The sequence below is a fragment of the Dyadobacter fermentans DSM 18053 genome (assembly GCF_000023125.1).
Taxonomy (GTDB): domain Bacteria; phylum Bacteroidota; class Bacteroidia; order Cytophagales; family Spirosomataceae; genus Dyadobacter; species Dyadobacter fermentans.
In genome coordinates this window covers 3,937,168-3,955,602 of record NC_013037.1, presented here as the reverse complement: position 1 = coordinate 3,955,602, position 18,435 = coordinate 3,937,168, and the positions used below count along the sequence as shown (strand labels likewise).

At 52.4% G+C, this 18,435-nt stretch carries 15 protein-coding genes; 8 read left to right on the top strand and 7 right to left on the bottom strand.

Annotation, left to right across the window (positions count from 1 at the left end; all coding sequences use genetic code 11):
- Positions 1-7 precede the first annotated feature (7 nt).
- The 4 genes from DFER_RS15960 to DFER_RS15945 form a co-directional block, all read right to left on the bottom strand.
- Positions 8-910 carry an SDR family oxidoreductase gene (locus tag DFER_RS15960; RefSeq protein WP_015812683.1) on the bottom strand — a complete coding sequence of 301 codons (903 nt, stop codon included), beginning with the start codon at positions 908-910 and terminating at the stop codon, positions 8-10.
- A 2-nt stretch (positions 911-912) separates the two neighbouring features.
- A complete protein-coding gene (locus DFER_RS15955) occupies positions 913-1,620 on the bottom strand; it encodes a peptidylprolyl isomerase (RefSeq protein WP_015812682.1) in 708 nt (235 codons plus the stop codon).
- Positions 1,621-1,625: 5 nt separating this feature from the next.
- Positions 1,626-2,222 (bottom strand): hypothetical protein, encoded by a 597-nt coding sequence (locus tag DFER_RS15950; RefSeq protein ID WP_143828746.1) that lies wholly within the window; start codon positions 2,220-2,222, stop codon positions 1,626-1,628.
- A 116-nt stretch (positions 2,223-2,338) separates the two neighbouring features.
- On the bottom strand, positions 2,339-3,763 hold the full coding sequence (locus DFER_RS15945) for a BamA/TamA family outer membrane protein (RefSeq protein WP_015812680.1): 1,425 nt from the start codon (positions 3,761-3,763) through the stop codon (positions 2,339-2,341).
- Positions 3,764-4,043: 280 nt separating this feature from the next.
- On the opposite strand from DFER_RS15945, the gene DFER_RS15940 reads away from it, so the two are divergent.
- The 7 genes from DFER_RS15940 (at position 4,044) to DFER_RS29265 (ending at position 15,021) form a co-directional block, all read left to right on the top strand.
- Complete coding sequence (locus DFER_RS15940; RefSeq protein WP_015812678.1) at positions 4,044-4,241, top strand: hypothetical protein; 198 nt, start codon at positions 4,044-4,046, stop codon at positions 4,239-4,241.
- A 306-nt stretch (positions 4,242-4,547) separates the two neighbouring features.
- A complete protein-coding gene (locus DFER_RS15935) occupies positions 4,548-7,895 on the top strand; it encodes a SusC/RagA family TonB-linked outer membrane protein (protein ID WP_015812677.1) in 3,348 nt (1,115 codons plus the stop codon).
- Between the two features lie 37 nt (positions 7,896-7,932).
- Positions 7,933-9,576 carry a SusD/RagB family nutrient-binding outer membrane lipoprotein gene (locus tag DFER_RS15930; protein ID WP_015812676.1) on the top strand — a complete coding sequence of 548 codons (1,644 nt, stop codon included), beginning with the start codon at positions 7,933-7,935 and terminating at the stop codon, positions 9,574-9,576.
- A gap of 89 nt (positions 9,577-9,665) precedes the next feature.
- A complete protein-coding gene (locus DFER_RS15925) occupies positions 9,666-10,940 on the top strand; it encodes a hypothetical protein (RefSeq protein WP_015812675.1) in 1,275 nt (424 codons plus the stop codon).
- Positions 10,941-10,962: 22 nt separating this feature from the next.
- Positions 10,963-12,327, top strand: a complete 1,365-nt coding sequence (locus DFER_RS15920; protein ID WP_015812674.1) for a PhoPQ-activated pathogenicity-related family protein — start codon at positions 10,963-10,965, stop codon at positions 12,325-12,327.
- Positions 12,328-12,373: 46 nt separating this feature from the next.
- A complete protein-coding gene (locus DFER_RS15915) occupies positions 12,374-14,155 on the top strand; it encodes a purple acid phosphatase family protein (RefSeq protein WP_015812673.1) in 1,782 nt (593 codons plus the stop codon).
- Positions 14,156-14,178: 23 nt separating this feature from the next.
- The gene (locus DFER_RS29265) at positions 14,179-15,021 is read left to right on the top strand and encodes a glycerophosphodiester phosphodiesterase family protein (protein ID WP_015812672.1); all 843 of its coding nucleotides are present in this window, start codon (positions 14,179-14,181) and stop codon (positions 15,019-15,021) included.
- A gap of 45 nt (positions 15,022-15,066) precedes the next feature.
- On the opposite strand, the gene DFER_RS29630 is transcribed toward DFER_RS29265, so the two are convergent.
- From DFER_RS29630 to DFER_RS15900, 3 genes are all read right to left on the bottom strand, one after another.
- Complete coding sequence (locus tag DFER_RS29630) at positions 15,067-15,306, bottom strand: HepT-like ribonuclease domain-containing protein (RefSeq protein WP_229206269.1); 240 nt, start codon at positions 15,304-15,306, stop codon at positions 15,067-15,069.
- Positions 15,307-15,394: 88 nt separating this feature from the next.
- The gene (locus tag DFER_RS15905; RefSeq protein ID WP_015812671.1) at positions 15,395-15,685 is read right to left on the bottom strand and encodes a nucleotidyltransferase family protein; all 291 of its coding nucleotides are present in this window, start codon (positions 15,683-15,685) and stop codon (positions 15,395-15,397) included.
- Positions 15,686-15,764: 79 nt separating this feature from the next.
- Positions 15,765-17,051 carry a hypothetical protein gene (locus DFER_RS15900; RefSeq protein ID WP_041735199.1) on the bottom strand — a complete coding sequence of 429 codons (1,287 nt, stop codon included), beginning with the start codon at positions 17,049-17,051 and terminating at the stop codon, positions 15,765-15,767.
- A 152-nt stretch (positions 17,052-17,203) separates the two neighbouring features.
- On the opposite strand from DFER_RS15900, the gene DFER_RS15895 reads away from it, so the two are divergent.
- The gene (locus DFER_RS15895; protein WP_015812669.1) at positions 17,204-18,427 is read left to right on the top strand and encodes a DegT/DnrJ/EryC1/StrS family aminotransferase; all 1,224 of its coding nucleotides are present in this window, start codon (positions 17,204-17,206) and stop codon (positions 18,425-18,427) included.
- Positions 18,428-18,435 lie beyond the last annotated feature (8 nt).

The following is an 18,435-nucleotide window of genomic DNA, read 5'->3' as shown; positions in this document are numbered from 1 at the left end:
TACAGGACTAAATCTGCCCCGCCAGAATCGCAATCCCTTCCCGAAATGAATGCGGCTCGTAGCCCAGCACATTGCTTGCTTTGGTCAGTTTAAAACCGGTTCGCGGCGGGCGGCGGGCTGGTTGGGTAAATGCAGATGCGTCGGTAGGTGAAATGAGCGAGGCGTCGAGGCCGAAGTATTCTGCGGTGGCGAGGGCCATTTCGTAGGGTGTCAGAAAATCCTTTCCGGAAATGTGATAAATGCCTTTGGCTTCCTGATCAGCGATGAGGAAGCAGCCTAGTGCAAGGTCCTCGGCCAAAGTAGGCGTGCGGAACTGATCGGTTACGACCTTGATGGCCTTGCCTTCCTCCAACGATTTTTTAACCCAAAGAATGATATTGCTCCGGCTCATATCGTGCGCGATGCCGTACACGAGCACTGTGCGCGCGATGGCCCATTCGATGTCCGACGACATCACGGCCTTTTCCGCCGCATATTTGCTCCAACCATAAAAACTCACCGGATTCGGCACATCCTGCTCACGGTAAGGCCCCGAAGTACCGTCGAATACGAAATCCGTAGAAACATGTTCCAGGAAGATTTTGTACTTCGCACAGGCGGCAACCAGCGTTTCGGTGGCCGTTACGTTCAATTTCCAGCACGCATCTTTCTCAATTTCACATTGATCGACGTTCGTCATCGCGGCCGTGTGGATGAGCACATGCGGGCGTTCCACGTCAAGCACGCGATCAACGGATTCGGGGTCGGTAATATCCATTTCAACGTAACGGTAGCCCGTTTGAAACGGCAGGCGGTTTTCGCCGCGCGCCGTCGCGATCGTTTCGATATGCGCTTTTGAAACCAGCAGTGCTACGAGTTTCTGGCCGAGCAGCCCGTTGGAGCCGGTGATCAGGATTTTCTTCTTTTCCAATGTTAAGCTTCGTATTTCCAGCCGTATTTGCGGGCGATCTTCTTCTTTTTCATCTTTTTGACAGACACTTTCATCGCAATGTCCTTCTCCGGCCGGTCGCGTCCGTCCTTGTCCGCCGAGGCGATTTTATCGACCACGTCCATGCCGTCTATCAGTTGCCCGAACACGGTATACGCGCCGTCGAGGTGCGGGGTGCCGCCGACGGTCTCATACACTTTCTTCTGGCTGTCGGTGAGCTTGCGGGCTGCGCGTGCCGATTGTTTTTCCAAATCACCCTTGCTCCATTTGCGGCCTTCCACAATGTAGAACTGGCATCCGCTCGACTCTTTGGCGGGGTTGTTGTCGCGTGCGGCGGCCAATGCGCCTTTCTGGTGGAAAAGTTTTCCGTTGATTTCCGCAGGGATTTTGTAGCCATTGTCGCCGCGGCCGAGCATTTCGTCGGGTTTCGCATTGCGGGAATTAGGATCGCCACCCTGGATCATGAAGTCGTCGATAATCCGGTGAAACAGCAATCCATTGTAAAATTTGTCCTTGGCGAGCTTGATGAAGTTGGCTTTATGCTTCGGCGTTTCGTCGAAAAGAATGAAGCGCATCGTGCCTTTGTCTGTTGCGATGGTGACCACCTCGTCTTTTTTAGACGGTTTCTGGGCACAAACTTGAAGGGCAATCAGGCACAATGCGGCCAGGATAATCGGTCTCTTTGTTTTCATAGGTGTTATTTGGCGGCCAGTACGTTTTTATCGGCCGGGAAGAATTGAAATTTCAAGCCATAATCTTTGCCTTCGGATACGTCCTCCATGTTTACCCGCACCGACTTGGTGTTCCAGCTGACCTTTTTGGATTCCTCCTTGGGCGAAGCATAGGCTTCACTAAAATACCGCTTGCTGGCATTCCAGAGCTGTTTTGTAGCCTCGGGACTGTTGAGGTACACGTCGATCGTGATCTTGTTTACCTTTTTCTCGGAGGTCAGGAAATACTGCACGTCAATGGTTTCCAACTGTGCGGTTTCCGAAGTGTAGCCCAGGTGGTCGGCCGTTTCCTCGAACATTTCGAAGGTTTCGGTCGCTTTCACTTTCGCGATAGGGTCGCCGAATGCAATGCCGCGCAAAACTGCCCCGGCGGAGCTTTGTTCGGCCGGGCCGAGGATTGTTTTCAACAATGTTGACTGGTCGCTGTTCAGATCGGCAGGCGTGGGCTCGTGCAGGACGACCGAATCCGTCGCTGCCTCTGTTTTTTCATTCGTTTTCGTGTCGCAAGCCGTGGCTAACCATGCCAGAAATAGGATTGCGGCCCCGTTTTTCAGCGTTTTCATAAGCGTAGATGTTGTATCCATCCGGTTTAAATAAAGTTGAGAAATTATCGTGCCTTGTAACTAATTCGGTGGGTTGAATTGCAATTTATACATATTTCCCACTTCCGGAAATGACCTCAGAATTCCCGCGCGAGATTGAAAAAGAACCGCCGCTCGCCCAGGCCGTTGAGCGTGACATTAAACCGCGCGACGATGTTGTAGAACGTCACCACATCCAGCCCTGCGCCGGCGCCGTACAGCATCGAGTTGCCCAGCCGGGTGTTGCTGAACTCCGGGTAGCTGTTTTTGACATAACCGGCATCCGCAAACGTGTTAATATAAGCCGCGAGCGGGATGGTGTTGAACTGCCGCACGGGAATGAACGACAAGTGTTTTTGAATTGAAAACAGCTTGTATTTCAGTTCATTTTTAACCAAAGCATAATCCTGGCCGTCGACGACATAAAGCTCGTATCCCCGCACAAGGTCGTTGCGGTAACCCAGGCCTACCGTTTGCGTGTAAGGCTGGCGCTTTGGAAAAGAAAGCCGTCCGCGGACGTTGGTATTGAAATAGAATTTTTTGCCGAGCGGGACGAATTTGCGGTACGATCCGTATACATACAGCGTATTCACGTCGTCCGATGGCAATAGCCCGGTTTTTGAGATCTGCACGCCCGCGGTTTGGCCTTGCAATGCGTATTGCACATTGTCGCGCTTGTCGTAGCTGTAAGTGTAGGTAAGCTGGAAATAGCGTTGCCGTTTATCCCCATTCAGCAGATAATTGGGGTTAAGCGCCGCTATCGTGTCCGAAATCGTGAGATAACTCCACCGCAGATCGACCGAATGAAACGTGTAATATTTGTTACGCCTCGTCAGGCTCACGTATGTATAAAAGCGTTCCCGGTTGATTTCTTCGCTGCTGAGGTATTGCAATTTATCGCGCCAGGTCCTGAAAGCGGTGTTTTTGTTGATGGAATAGGATGTCCCTACGGTAATGCCGGTTTTCTGGGCCTTGTCGATGTAAGGCAATGTATAGGCCACCTCGAACTTGGGGATGAAACCGAATTCCGCAAGAAACCGAAGCTTATCGGCCCGGCCAGTGACGTTCCCATAGCTGAGATAAACGCCGTAAGTGGTGCGCGAAAGGTCGCGTTTGCGTTCGTACCACCATTCATTGAAATTGCGGTCGGCGAGCTGGAAAACGGGCAGGATAATGAAATACCAGCGTTCCTTCACCACAATGCGGATATCGGTTCGGAGCGAATCGGGGCTAGATTTTGTCAGGAGATCAACGGTGACGAATAAATTGGTGTTCACAACCTTTCTCCGGTCGATTTCCAGCTTTTCTTTCAGTAACCCGGCGGTCAGCGTATCGCCTTTGCGGATGTCCATCTCACGCATGATGATACCCGTGCGCGTGCGGTGGTTCCCTTCCACGGTAATGTCCCCCACGATGACCTGCCCGGTGCTATCGGTAGCGGCGGTCTGGCCTGCGGCAAAATGGGAGATCAAAAGGATTAATAGCAGAAAGTAAATTTCCTGACAGCACTTCTTAGGGTTCATTCTTCACGGTCCCGGTTTCGATTTCGGTATAGAAACGATACTTCCTGTTAAATTGATAAAATTTTAGCAAAAATAGGAGATCGTGCAGAATGGTAACCATCCGTGGCCAGAAATAGGCTTTCCGGGCGGTTTGCGTTTTTTACCGGTTTCCTCTGTTTTGCGTCCGGCAATGCGTGCTTTGGAAAAAAGGATTAAAAAATTGCAAAAAAGCTGCGAAAATGAGTAGCCTGTTATCGCGCACGCGGCGTATCCTGTTCACATACCAAAACTAACTAGCATCATGTCATTCTCCCGGGCGGAAAATTTGATTAACAAGCTAATCAGCAATAAGATATCCGAGGATGAACTGACGGAATTACTGGCGGGAATTAACGATGACGAGAAGCGGAAAATGTATGCTGATGCCCTTGAAATCTACTTTAACCGCCTCATGAATGACAACCGGCCCAATGGTGGGCCATCTTCCAACGACTCATAGCAATCCGACATTACTCACCTCCTCTGTCAACTGTTTTTCAGAATATAACCGGATCGAGCATAACCCGAAAGACACCAACCCTTGTAAAATGATCAGGATTTGAACCTAGCCTTCCGGCCGCCGGCGCACCGGGAGAAGGGCCTGCCTGATGTGTGTGGACGATCCCCTACCAGGGGGTATCTGGCCTTGCCGTGCCTCATTTTTCGACTTGATTTTTTGCTCAGAATAATGAAAAGTGCCATCACCTTAAACACAAAAACTATGGATCCAAATTCTACTTTTGGCCTGCGAAGGTTGCTTTTATGCATGTTCGTGGCGGTTTTTCTGGTCGGTCCGGCTTTCGCGGCGACGAAGTCCGACAAGACGATCAGAGGAAAGGTTACTTCCAAAATTGACGGCGCGGCCCTGCCGGGCGTTAGCATTATCGTGAAAGGTACTCAAACGGGCACTTCCACGGACGCCTCCGGAAACTACGCGATCAATGTGAACGAGGGAGCCCGGCCGGTGCTGGTTTTTTCCTATATCGGACACGAAACGCAGGAGGTGATTGTCGGCAACCAATCGGTAATCGACGTGGTGCTGGCCGAAGGTGTCGAAACGCTGAATGAAACGGTGGTGACGGCATTGAACCTCTCGCGCGAGAAGCGTTCGCTCGGTTACGCCATTGCCGAAGTGGATGGCAAGGACATCAGCCGGGTGGCGCAGGAGAATGTGCTCAACTCGCTCTCCGGCCGCGTACCGGGCGTGACGATCAGCTCTACCGGCGGCACGGGCTCGTCGGTCAGCATGATCATCCGCGGTGCCACGTCGCTCAGCAATGATAACCAGCCACTTTTCGTGGTCGACGGCGTGCCCATCGCCAACACTTTGAACAACGTGAGCCAGGTGGGCAACGACAACCGCGTCGATTACGGCAATGCGATTTCCAGCATTAACCCCGACGATGTGGAGAGCGTTTCCATCCTGAAAGGTCCCAATGCAGCGGCACTCTACGGCTCGCGGGCAGGCCACGGGGTGGTGCTTATTACGACAAAAAGCGGTAGCAAGTCGAAAAAAATGACGGTTTCCATTAACTCCAACACCGTTTTCGACAAACCCTTCAGATACCTGAACATGCACAGCAAGTTTGCGACGGGCGTGCTTCCATTCACGCCCGACAACAACCCATACCCGGGCGGCGTGCTGGTGATTGACGAGAAATCTGCCGGCGGCGTAGGCCCGGAGCTTGATAAAGGTTACAAAGCCATTCAATGGAACAGCCCGAAAGACGCCGACGGAAATCCGATTGCTACGGACCTGGTGTCGCACCCCGACAATGTGAAAAACTTCGTGCGAACCGGGATCACCACCACGAACGGCGTTTCGATTGCCAACAGCAACGACCTGCTGAGCTACCGCCTTTCCTATTCCAACATGTCCAACCGCGGCATTATCCCTAACTCTGATTTGTTCCGTAACTCATTCAATATCAATTCGTCGGTGAAGCTTGGTAAGAAAGTGACGGTGAGTACTAACATTGATTTCAGCCGTAACAACTCCAACAACCGGCCCGCTACCAACCGTGGAACCAATCCGCTCCAATGGGCGTATGCCGTGTCACCGCACATTGATATACGCGACCTGCGCGATTACTGGGTGCCCGGGCAGGAAGGTTTGCAGCAGCTGTCGCAAGGCCCGGGTGCATTTAATAACCCGTGGTTCCTCGCCTACGAAGTCAACAACAGCTTTGTGCGCGACCGGGTGTTCGGCAACGTGAAGGCCGACTGGCAAATCACGCCGCACCTGAGCCTGATGGGCCGTTATGCGCTCGACACCTATCGCGAAGAACGCCAGACCAAGATCGGCAACAGCTACACCAACGATAGCCGGGGCGGTTTCGGGCTTATCAACCTGTCGAGATTTGAGCGCAATGCGGATTTTTTGCTGACCTACAAGCGTGATATCAGTGATTTCAGCGTGTCTGTTTCCGGTGGGGGCAATACCCGTTATCAGAAGAATACGGACCTCAACTCAGCCACCAGAAACGGCACGGGGCTGATCATTCCCGGACTTTACACATTGGCGAACATCGCTCCGGCCAACCTCAATTACAGCAGCTATTTGTACGAGCGGGCCGTTTTCAGCGCCTATGGATTGGCTAATTTGGGTTTCAAAGACATGATTTACCTGGATATTACAGCCCGCAACGACTGGTCGAGCACCTTGCCGAAGGCCAACCGGTCGTATTTCTATCCGTCTGCGTCTTTGAGTTTGGTGCTGAACGAAATGATCCCGATGAGCAATCAGATCAGCCTGTTCAAACTGCGGGGCGGCTGGGCGCAGGTGGGTAATGACACCAATCCGTATAGCCTCCTGGCAACACTCAGCAATGCGGGCGCCTGGGATGGGATTACGCGTCTTTCAAAATCGGGGCAGATCCTGCTGCCGGACCTGAAACCGGAAATCGCCACTTCGTATGAATATGGTTTGGATTTGAACCTCTACCGCAACCGCCTGCGGCTGACCGCCACTTACTACCAGGTCGAAAACCGCAACCAGATCATTCCGACCAAACTTCCCGGATCGAGTGGTTTTACTTCCAAAAACATCAATGCGGGCCTGCTCGTGAGCAAAGGGTTGGAACTGACATTGGGCGGCACGCCGATCGACAAAAACGGCTGGCGCTGGGATATCAATGCCAACTGGTCGAGAAACCGCACGACCATCAAATCGCTTTCGGAAGGTTTGGATTTCTACACACTCTGGACCGACGCAAAGGGCGGCGCGTGGACGTACGTAGGCGAGCAGATCGGCGACATTTACGACGCGGAGATCGTCACGGTGAAGGACCAGAATTCGCCTTACTATGGTTACCCCATTCTGGACATTAATGGCTCCTGGCAGGCAGTGAGCGCATCTAACTCGCGGAACAAGATCGGAAACTTCAACCCGGATTTTCTGATGGGCCTGCAAACATCGCTGTCGTACAAAGGCTTTACCCTCAATATGTCCTTCGATTGGCGCCAGGGCGGCGATTTCGTTTCCCAAACCTACCGTTATGGCGAGTCTGACCTGAAATCGCAACGGTTTTTGGATAACCTGATCAACCCGAACGGCATGACCGGCGACCAGCTGAGGGACTATCTTATCAACAATGACAAGGTGGTTATTCGCGGCAACCAATTCAATATCGTTGGCGGGCCTACCAAAGAGTATGGCGGGTTTCCGTTCAAATACGGCGGCAATACGTACGATTATGCCGTGTTCAACCCGGGCGTGATCGCCCAGTACAACGAAGCCGGGGAGATTGTGGGGTACACCGAAAACCTTGGCGGGGCGGGCACGAAATACATTCCTTATGGCGACAACTATCCGTGGGACTTCACCCGCGCAGCCACATTCGACGCGTCGTTCATCAAATTGCGTGAAATCTCGCTCGGCTACGACCTTCCGTCGGCTTTCGTGAAACGCATTGGTCTGCAAAATGCCAACATCGCCGTGTACAGCCGGAACATTATCCTGTGGACTAAGGCCAAAATCGGTATCGATCCCGAGCAGGCATTCCAGCAGGAGTCGGGCGCGCAGGCCGGTACGCAGTTCAAGCAGGGTATCGAGCGCTACAATGTAACGCCGTGGGTAATTCCGGTTGGTTTCAAGCTGGGGTTAACTTTCTGATCAAGAATCATCTAGTCTATTTAAGATAAATAAACTCATGAAAAAGCTTCATAACAAATTCGTGATCATACCCTTGCTGTTGGCATGCATGATCTTCTCTTGCAAAGACCTGACGGAACTCAATGAAAACCCGAACGGCGTCGCGCCCGAGACGGTAAACCCGAACCTCGTATTGCCGACCATACTCACGGAGGCTGGCAAATTGTACGTTAATCTGGGCTATCAGGACATTGCCGGCGTGGTGCAGCACACGCAAAAAGACGCCTGGTCGAGCGGGCACAACGATTACGACTGGGGCGGCGACCAATCATGGAATGCCTATTACGATGTGCTCCGGAACAACGACCTGCTTTACAACAGGGCCTTACAAACAAACTTCGAATTTCATCAGGGTGTCTCTCTGGTGATGAAATCGTTCATGTTCGGCCTCATTACCGACCTCTGGGGCGATGCGCCTTATACCAATGCATTGAAAGGCGAAGCCGGTTCAACCGCCGACATCCTGCCTTCATTCGACAGCCAGGACAAGATTTACGCAGGAATTATCGCGGATCTGGAAAAAGCAAACACATTACTGTCCAAAAGCAAGGCCGACTACGAAGGTATTGTTGATAATGTGGATGTGATTTACGGCGGAAATCCCGCCAAATGGCGCAAAATGGCCAATTCGCTGATGCTGCGCTACTACATGCGCATTTCGGGCAAGCAACCCGACGTCGCCAAGGCGGGTATCGAGAAAATCGTCGCCAATGCGGCGCAATATCCGATTTTCGCATCCAATGCAGACGATGCCACCATGGGCTTCGCGGGCAATAGCGAAGCCGATTCGTGGCCGGCCAACACCGTCACCGACGCCAGCGGCAGCAACTACCGCCGCATTAAAATGTGCGCTACGCTGGTGGAAAGAATGCAGACTTTAAAAGATCCGCGCCTCGGCATTTGGGCCAACAAAGTGGAAGTCCCACTGGTTATAGATCCGAAACAACCTCCCAAAACCGACAAAATCGTAGACGGCAAGCGAATCCTCTCGCCCGATAAGGTGGGGGCCGAACCGGTGGACACCGATCCCGAATATGTGGGAATGCCGCCAAGTTTCTCGGCGCTGCCCTCCTCCTACAACCTGAACCCTACACCCGGCCAGACGTCATTTAACCCACACGTATCGTTCCTGAACGATATTTACAAAGCCGCAAAAGGCCCGTTGCTGCGCGCACGCCTTATTTCGGCAGCGGAAGTGAATTTCATCCTCGCGGAAGCCGCGCTGAAAGGCTGGGCGGCTGGCGCAGCAAAAGACCGCTACGAAGCAGGGGTGAAGGCCTCGATGGAAACCTGGACCGTGGGCGATAAATACGCGGCTTACATTGCAACGCCCGGCGTCGCTTTTGATAATACACTGAAACAGGTGATCGAACAGAAATGGATCGCCGGCTGGACCGCCGCTACCGAAGCCTGGTTCGATTTCCGGCGCACGGGCCTGCCCGCTTTGAAAGCCGGTCCTGCGGCCAAGCGCGAAGTGCTGCCCGTGCGGTTTTACTACATGCAGGACGAGTTGCGCATTAACAAAGCCAACGCACAGGATGCGGTGAGCAAGCTGGAAGTGACCAACTACTCGCAGGCCGACAATGGCAACAGCGCGTGGTCGAAACCGTGGCTTTTGCAAGGTACCGGCAAGCCGTGGTAGTCATATTTGTGGTTAGGTGAGTATTTCAACCGGGGCTGTGGGCTTATCCGCAGTTCCGGTTTAGTTTTTCTCTCGAAAATCTGTTCCGCATGAAAGCCACGATTATTCTTTTCTGTTGTTTTTGCCTGTGCTGGTGCTTGCCGGTAAGGGCGCAGCATTTCAGAGCGGCGGCAGCCGTGCGGGTGATCACGCCCGACCCGCTGCTGCCGGTTTCGGGTGGAATAGGCACGCCGAAAAAAGCTTCGCAAAAGAATGGCGACCTCTACGCGCGGGCATTGGTGATGGAAAAAGGCGGCGTGCGCATTGCCATTGTGAATGTGGACAACCTCGGCTGGCCGGCCGCATTGGGCAACCAGTCGAGAAAACTGATCAAGGGCGTTTCACCTGAAAATGTGCTCATTGGCGCTACGCACACGCACAGCGGCCCCGATGCCTACGGTTTTCCGAACGAAAGAGGCGAATCTTTTGCCGACCTCGCGTATCTCGACCGCTGCGTAAGGCAGATCGCCGACGCCGTGAATGAGGCCGTAGGAAAACTGGAAGATGCTTCGCTGAAAATCGCTGTGGGCGACGCAAAGGGGAAAATCGCATACAACTACTACGCCGACCAGCTTTACGACCCGCGCTGCGGCGTGATCCAGGCCGTGGCCGCGTCCGGCACGAACCGTGGAAAAGCCATCGCCACGCTGGTGAATTATGCCGTGCATCCCGAGGTGATCGGCTCTGGCCGGGGTATCCTCAGTCCCGACATCTGCGGCCCGCTTTACGACCGTATCGAATCACAAGCTGGCGGCATTGCCGTTTTCATGAATGGCGCCCAGGGCGGGATGGTAACAGCCGATAACCGACTCGAAAACGGCAAAGAAGCCAACGATTGGAACGAATGCAAAAGAATAGGTGAGCTCCTGGCAGACGAGGCATTGCGGATCGTGAAGGAGGCGGCATTACAGGAGAATCCGGACCTGTATTGCTCTTCCCGCAAAATTGAGTTTCCGGTGGATTCGGATATTATGCGCTTTATCCTGCAAAAGTCGCCGATCAAAAATGAAATGGCGGGCGACAATCGTGTAGCCACCACGCTGAACCTGCTGAATATCGGCACGGCACAGGTGCTGACAATCCCCGGCGAGGCGTTGCCTAACATTGGTTATTATGTAAAAAGAAATATGCGTACAAAACAGCCGTTCCTGTTCGGGCTGACGAACGATGCATTCGGTTATATGCTCACGAAGGTCGATTTCAACAGTTTCAAACGGTATGAATACGTCAGCCGGACGAGCCTCGGGGAAATGACGGGTGAAATTTACATGGAGCAGGCATTGAAATTAGTTAAAGACAGCCCGGCGCCCGCCGGATACAAATAATGCGATCCTTAAACCAACCGGAATGATGATGTTTTTGAAAATAAAAATCAGGTTTGCTTTATCGATGCTGGTGGTGTTCCTGGCGTCGGGCTTCATCAATGCACAAAAAATCACCCCTGAGAATGCATTGGAAAGTTACCTTAACAATGGTGACAAGACATTTAAATGGGAGTTGAAAGAATCATTTAAGCGCGAAAATCTTACTTTTTACCAGGTATTGCTGACTTCGCAAAAATGGCGCGAATTCACCTGGACACACCAGTTGACGATCATCGTCCCGGCTGAGAACCATCACGACGACGCTCTGATGTTCATCACCGGCGGCTCCAATACCGACGGACGACCCAATTGGAACAGCAAAAAAGACGAAAAAATGTACGCGTCGCTGGGAGCCGTCGCGACAACGAACCAGGCCATTGTAGCGCTGCTGAAACAAACGCCTAACCAGCCGTTTTTCGGCGATCTTACCGAAGATGCACTCATTTCCTACACATTACACAACTTCAAAAAAGACAAGGATTACACCTGGCCGCTGCTGTTTCCGATGGTAAAAAGTGCGGTAAAGGCCATGGATGCCGTGCAGCAGTTTTCCCAAAAGCAATTGAAACACACCGTGAACAGTTTTGTGGTGACTGGCGCTTCCAAACGCGGCTGGACGACATGGCTCACCGGCGCAAGCGACAAGCGCGTGCAGGCGATTGCGCCGATGGTGATAGATGTGCTGAATATGCCGGTAAGTCTTGATTATCAGATCAAATCGTGGGGTGATTACAGCATCCAGATCGAAGATTACGTAAAACTCGGCATTCCGCAATCGACCGGCTCGCCCGAAGGCCAGGCCATCACGACGATGATCGACCCGTATTCGTACCGCGCAAAACTGACCATGCCCAAAATGATATTCATGGGCACGAACGACGAGTATTGGGTGGTGGATAATATCAAAAACTACCTCGACAAGATTCCCGGCACTAATATGCTACATTATGTGCCCAATGCAGGCCACGACCTCGGCGACGGCAAGCAGGCAATGGAAGCCCTGAGCGCATTCTTCGGCGCGACGATCAACAAACGGCCTTACACCGAATGCAAATGGAGCCAGCAGCTCGCAGGCAGAAATGTGAATCTGGACATCAAGGCCACTTCCGACGCATTGGTGGACGTGATCCTATGGTCGGCGAGCTCGCCGGACCAGGATCTGCGGAATGATACATGGACGGCCAAGAGTTTGAAAATCAGTAATAAATCGACCGTGAAGGTGACCGCGGAACTGCCTGCCAGCGGGTTCCGCGCATTTTACGTGGATTTGAAATACAAAACACCGAAAGGCGACTTATACACCGAAAGCACGCGGGTGTTTTTGACGGATAATAAGTCGGTTCTGTGAATCTTTAAAATAAATGTATCTATACCAGATGCGAAACTGAACGGCCATGATCAACAATAAAAGAATGCTTTGGGGGGCACTGCTATGCCCTCTCTGGATGTCGTTTTACCCGGAAAAGGGCGAGCAGCCCGAGAAAACGGTGAAAGAGGTAATCGACCGCGTGGTGACGAAGTTTTATGAAAACCTGACGCCGGCGCAGCTCGATACCATCTCCGATGCATATGTGCTCAGCGCCCTCAGCGATCAGGATAAGGAGATATTGGCGACGCGGTTCTGGACGTTTGAGGTGAATGTGCCTGTGCGGGTGTCGGTCATGCGGCATAAAGGGCAGAAAGTACCGCCTTTCTGGCTCGAAAAGAGTGGTTTCAAGAAAACTTCGATGCTTGTTCGCAACGAAGAATACACTTATGAAGTGTGGCAAAAGGATTTTGGTAAGGGCAATATCGGCTTGGGCATCAATGGTTTTGACAAAGACAGGCCCGTTTATTTTACAACTGTAGCACCGCTGGATAAAGCGGAAAAGCTCACCGTTTCGAACGTCGTTCCGGCACAATACGCGCTCGGAACAATGCAAAAAGGCGCTTTTACCTATCACGATTGGGACAGCCTGGTGCTCACCGAAGTTCCTGACGAGCTGAACGGTCAGGTTCTCTTCACTACCGTGCGTGGCCGAGCGCGCGAGGCGCATTTGGTCAATGCATTCAGAACAACGCCTATACCTTCTTCCGACAAGCCGGATCAGGTAATGATGACGTGGAGCGGCGACCCCGCTACCACGGCCGCTATCCAATGGCGCACCAGTCCAAAAGTGCTCAAAAGCCGGGTGAAATACTGGAAATCGGGCAGCTCCGACACGCTTTTTACGGATGCCTCGGCATTTAATATGGAAGACCGGCTGTTGCAGAACGACCGTTTCGTGAACCGTTTTACCGCCCAACTGAAAGGACTCAGCCCGGGTTCGCTTTACCAGTATTCCATCGGGACGGGGTCATCGCGGTGGTCGGCACCTTCGTCATTCCAGACCGCCTCCGACCAAGTGCGGGACTTTTCGTTCATCTGGTTCGGCGACACGCATTTTTCGAAGATTTGGGGTGATATGGCTCGAAAATCGATCAAAAGACATCCTGAAACAGCGTTTTTCTCCATAGCCGGCGACCTCGTAACGACCGGCCTGCACCGCGACGACTGGGATCAGCTCTGGGCGTATGCGGGACCGACATTCACTACACGTCCGCTCATGCCGGTGCCGGGCAACCACGACAGCCAGGATGGCCTCGGGGCGTGGATGTACAAAGAGATGTTCAGCCTGCCCGAGAATGGCCCCGCCGGTCAGCCTTCGGAAATGACGTATGCATTCAAATATCAGGACGCATTGTTCCTGATGGTCGACGCTACGCTTTCGGTGCCGGAGCAGAGCGCCTGGATCGAAAATCAGCTCAAAAACTCGAAAGCGAGGTGGAAATTCGCGATGTTCCATTTCCCTCCCTATAATTTCGAGGAGCCGTACGACGAGATCCAGCGCGAATGGTGTTCGCTTTTTGACAAATACCACGTGGATATGGTCATGAGCGGGCATATGCATTACTACCTGCGCACGAAGCCGATGTTCAACCAGAAGGAAGCCGCAAGCCCTGCGAAGGGAACAATTTACACGATGTCCATCAGCATCCCGGGCAAGCAAGAACGCTGGCCGGACGAAGATTATGCGGTGGTCCGGTACAAGGACGGCCCGCTGTACCAGCACATTTCGATCAAAGGGAATACGCTGCATTATAAATGCTACAATCCCGAAGGCGAGGTGAAGGACGAGCTCACGATCACAAAATAGTTTTTCATCATCTCAAATTGTAAATGACCCGGATTACATTATCTGCTTTTTTGTTGCTTTTGCTGGTTTTCAAAACGTCCGCACAGGTTCGTCCGATCCGCAAAGAGTTTTTAAATCCAAATTCTAAAAATGTGCTGGTGGCGTCGCATCGCGCGGTGCACCATGAATTACCCGAAAACTCCCTTCCCGCGATCCGCGAGGCGATCAGGCTGGGCGTTGACATCATCGAAATAGACGTTAAGGTGAGTAAGGATGGCATACCGATGCTCATGCACGACGGCAAGGTCGATCGCACGACCACCGGCAACGGTGATCTCGAAACGCAAACATTCGACGATTTGCGGAAGCTCCGGCTCGTTTCTAATGGGCAGGTCACGGACGAAATGATTCCCACACTGCAAGAAGCATTGCAGGTTGCGAAAGGACGGATACTGGTCGACCTGGACCTGAAAACGGAGCAGATTGACAAGGTGATCAAAGTGGTGAAAAAAATGAATGCAGAGAAGTATGTATTCTTTTTTGACAGCGATTACGAGGTGCTTTCGAAGGTGGACGCCGCTTCTAAAAAGTACATGATCATGCCCCGGGCATACTCGCATGTAATGGCCGACTCTGCGCTGACGCGCTTCCAACCGGAGGTAATCCATATAGATTCGAAGTTCTACACGGCGGAAGTCTGCGCTGCGATCCGCAAGCGCGGTGCAAGGGTATGGATCAACGCCCTGGGTGCCACGGACGAGCAAATCAGGAAAGGAAATGCCCGGGAGGCAATTAAAAACCTAACCAGCGCCGGCGCAAATGTCATCCAAACCGACGAGCCGGAGAAAGTGATGGTTACTTTGCGGGAGATGGGGTTGCGCAGATAGGAACGTGCTATTTCAGCAAGAAGGGTGGGATGCCGTCAAATTTTGCTACAAATTCAGCTTACTCAATTCAGCTAGAAGGTGGGGCAAGTACTGCGTTTTGATATCCCAGACAATGGCGTAATCTATACCGAAGTAGTCGTGGACGATGCGGTTTCTAAAACCCCGGATCTTGTGCCAGTCAACTGTGGTGTGACGATCCCTGAATTCTTCAGGTAGGCGGCTTGCAGCTTCGCCGATAATTTCAAAATTTCTGATTACAGCGTCAACCGTTTTGTCATCCTCGATGAATTCGTCAAATGATTGACCTTCGGTATAGGAAAGTATTTTATTTCCGCTTTCAAGAATGTCCTGAACCAGCAGAGATGGCTTGCGGCTAGATATAAATTATTTCGGAAGCGATCTCTTGATAATATCGCGGTTTGACGCCATTTCTTGAAAACAGATCCACGGGTTTGCCGATTCGGTCTTCAATGAGATTTGCCAAATCGATGAATTCGACGCCAACAGGTTGGCTGAAATCTACAATAATGTCCACATCGCTGTCGATAGTGAAATCGTCACGTACAATCGAGCCGAACAAGCCGATTGAGCTTACATGATATTTATCCGTAAGCTCTGGTTTTAGTTCTTTCAATATCTGAACGATGTCTGACAGTGCGTCCATTTGAGAATCGTTTAATTTACTAATCTAACTCTTTTACTACTAAAATGGAACCAACACTAAACTAATTCAATCCTTGCTACTATTCAAACCGCCTGTTAGCTCCATTCAATTCCCCGTGCGTGCTGATCGCTACGGCTGTGAGGATGGCGAAAATGGCGATGATGAATGCGAAATTGATTGCCCAGCGGCTGATGTTCAGGCCACGGTTGGAGAAACTGGCTTGGGTCTTTTTCATTAAAAAGCCCAGTATGACCACATTCAGGATGTAGAGGTATTGCTCGATGCGGTACAGGCTCATGAATGCGGCGGTGATGAGGATGCTGAAAATCGTGTACAGGCCAAGGTTCAGAAAGAAGAACAGCTGGATGCCATTGTATTCAAGATCGGTGCCCAGGGTTTTGGCGGAAATGTAATATCGGCGAATGGCATAACCTGCCAATGCGACTACCAGCAGTAATGCCGTCCATTGCACGGCAACCGTGATCCCGGCCGTGTCCGCAAGCGTGTTGAAGCCCTGGATGGTGTCGACAAGCCTTTTGGTTTCGAACGACTGGTCCCAAACTACAAAAGGGATGATGAGCGTGAGGATCACAATCGCTGCGAGGCGGTTTCGTGGCGCGGGTTCGTAGGCCGAAGTCGGCCATTCGGAAGTGAAAGTGCCATAGGCCATTCCCGCACCGCCAAAGAATCCGATCGAGTATTCCATCACATTCCAGAAATTGAAATGAATCCCTGAAACATTACCCATTACCTGCAAAAAGTTGCCGAACGCAAATCCAAACCCGCCGCCCAGCCCGGCAAAAACCGCTAGCCGCATGGACGAACGCTGCTCGTGGCGGATCATGTACCAGAAAAGCGCGACGGTCATCCCGAAGCAGGCTGCCCAGGCTTCGGACCGTGGAGGGGTCATGAGCCAGCCTAGCTGCTCGATCAGCAGGTAGTAGAAAATGATCGCCCCGGCCGTCATTTCGGTGATGAGCTGAGGCCATAGGACCGGCTTTTCACGCGTGGATGCGAGTGTGAGGCCGAACAGTCCGCCGCCCATCAACCCAAATAGTCCGCCGATAACCGCCAGCATCAGGAATCCATAATACACATTACCAAACTCCAACCCGCGCGCAAACCCAACCACTTTACCATAACTGATAATCCCACCGACACCCCAGCCGGCGGCGGATGCGAGTGCAAGCTGAAATGCTTTGGCGTACCAATCTTTCCGCTTGGCAATGAGCACAATGCTCAGGCCTCCGATACCACCCGCCCAGGCGGCGCCCTGCTCGTGACCAAACTGGCCCCGGATAGCCCAGGCCGTGCCCAGGGACATGCCTGCCACAAGCAGCGCGTAAAGTAACTGTCTGTTGTTCATGAATGGAATGCGACTATGGGTTTGTGGGATAAGTACTGAGTCGTCGCCGAAAAAGACTATAATGCGATCGCCTGTGAGCCGGAAATGGCCCGAATTAGCCATGTGATCGTATTCCGTTAAACTGGCCACGATATTTCAGGCACCACAATCCCATGAGCAGCAAAACCCGACAACTTGCCATTAACGGCGGACCCAAAACCATCGAAAAGACGTTCCCGTGGCCTATTTATGATGAAAGCGAAGTAAATGCCGTAGCTGCGGTCGTGGCGGGGGGCAAATGGGGCAATCCCGATTGCGGGGATGAAGTGGAGCGCTTCGAGCGGGCATTCGCGGAGTATTGCGGAAGTAAATATGCTATTACGTGCGTGAACGGCTCAGTATCGCTCCGACTGGCGCTTATGGCCTGCGGGGTGGAGCCGGGCGACGAGGTGATCGTGCCGCCGTACACGTTTATCACCACGGCGTCGTCGGTGATCGAATGCAACTGCGTGCCGGTGTTCGTGGACATCGATCCGGAAACCTACAATATCAGTCCGGCCGCGATTGAGGCAGCCATCACGCCGCGTACGAAAGTGATCATTCCGGTACATTTCGGCGGGCTTGCCTGCGATATGGACGCGATCATGGATATTGCGAAGCGCCATCAGCTGAAAGTGATCGAAGACGCCGCGCACGGGCATGGGGCCGAGTATAAAGGCAAAAAATTAGGTTCGATCGGGCATGTGGGCAGTTTCAGTTTTCAATCCTCCAAAAATCTCACCTCCGGCGAAGGCGGCATCGTGATTACCGATGACGACGAGCTCTACGCGATTATGCATTCGCTCCGCAATGTAGGCCGCGTTGAAGGCGGACAATGGTATGAGCATTACAATCCCGGCTGCAACTACCGCATTACCCAAATGCAGGCCGTGCTGCTCAGCGCACAGCTCAAACGGCTGGAAGCACAAACGCGAAAAAGAAATGGCAATGGGTTGTATTTGAATGGTTTATTAGAGAATATTGAAGGCATAGCCCCGCTCAAACGAACGGAAGCCGTCACTTTACACGGGTATCATATCTACATTTTCAAATATGACGCATCGGAGTTCGGCGGGCTGCCCAAAAGCGAATTTGCGGCGATGCTTGCAGCCGAAGGAGTTCCGAGCTTCAAGGGCTACCCGCATCCGCTCTACAAGCAGCCCCTTTTTCAGAACAAAACCTGGATGTGCTACGCCATTCCCGACACCGCCGATTACAGCCAGACGCATTGCCCGGTGGCGGAGCAGGCTTGTGACACCGATGCCATATGGATTCTCCAACATGCCATGCTGGGAGAGCGGGCCGACATGGAAGCTTTTGCAAGTGCTATTTTAAAAATTCAGGAGGCAGCCAGGTAACCCCGCTT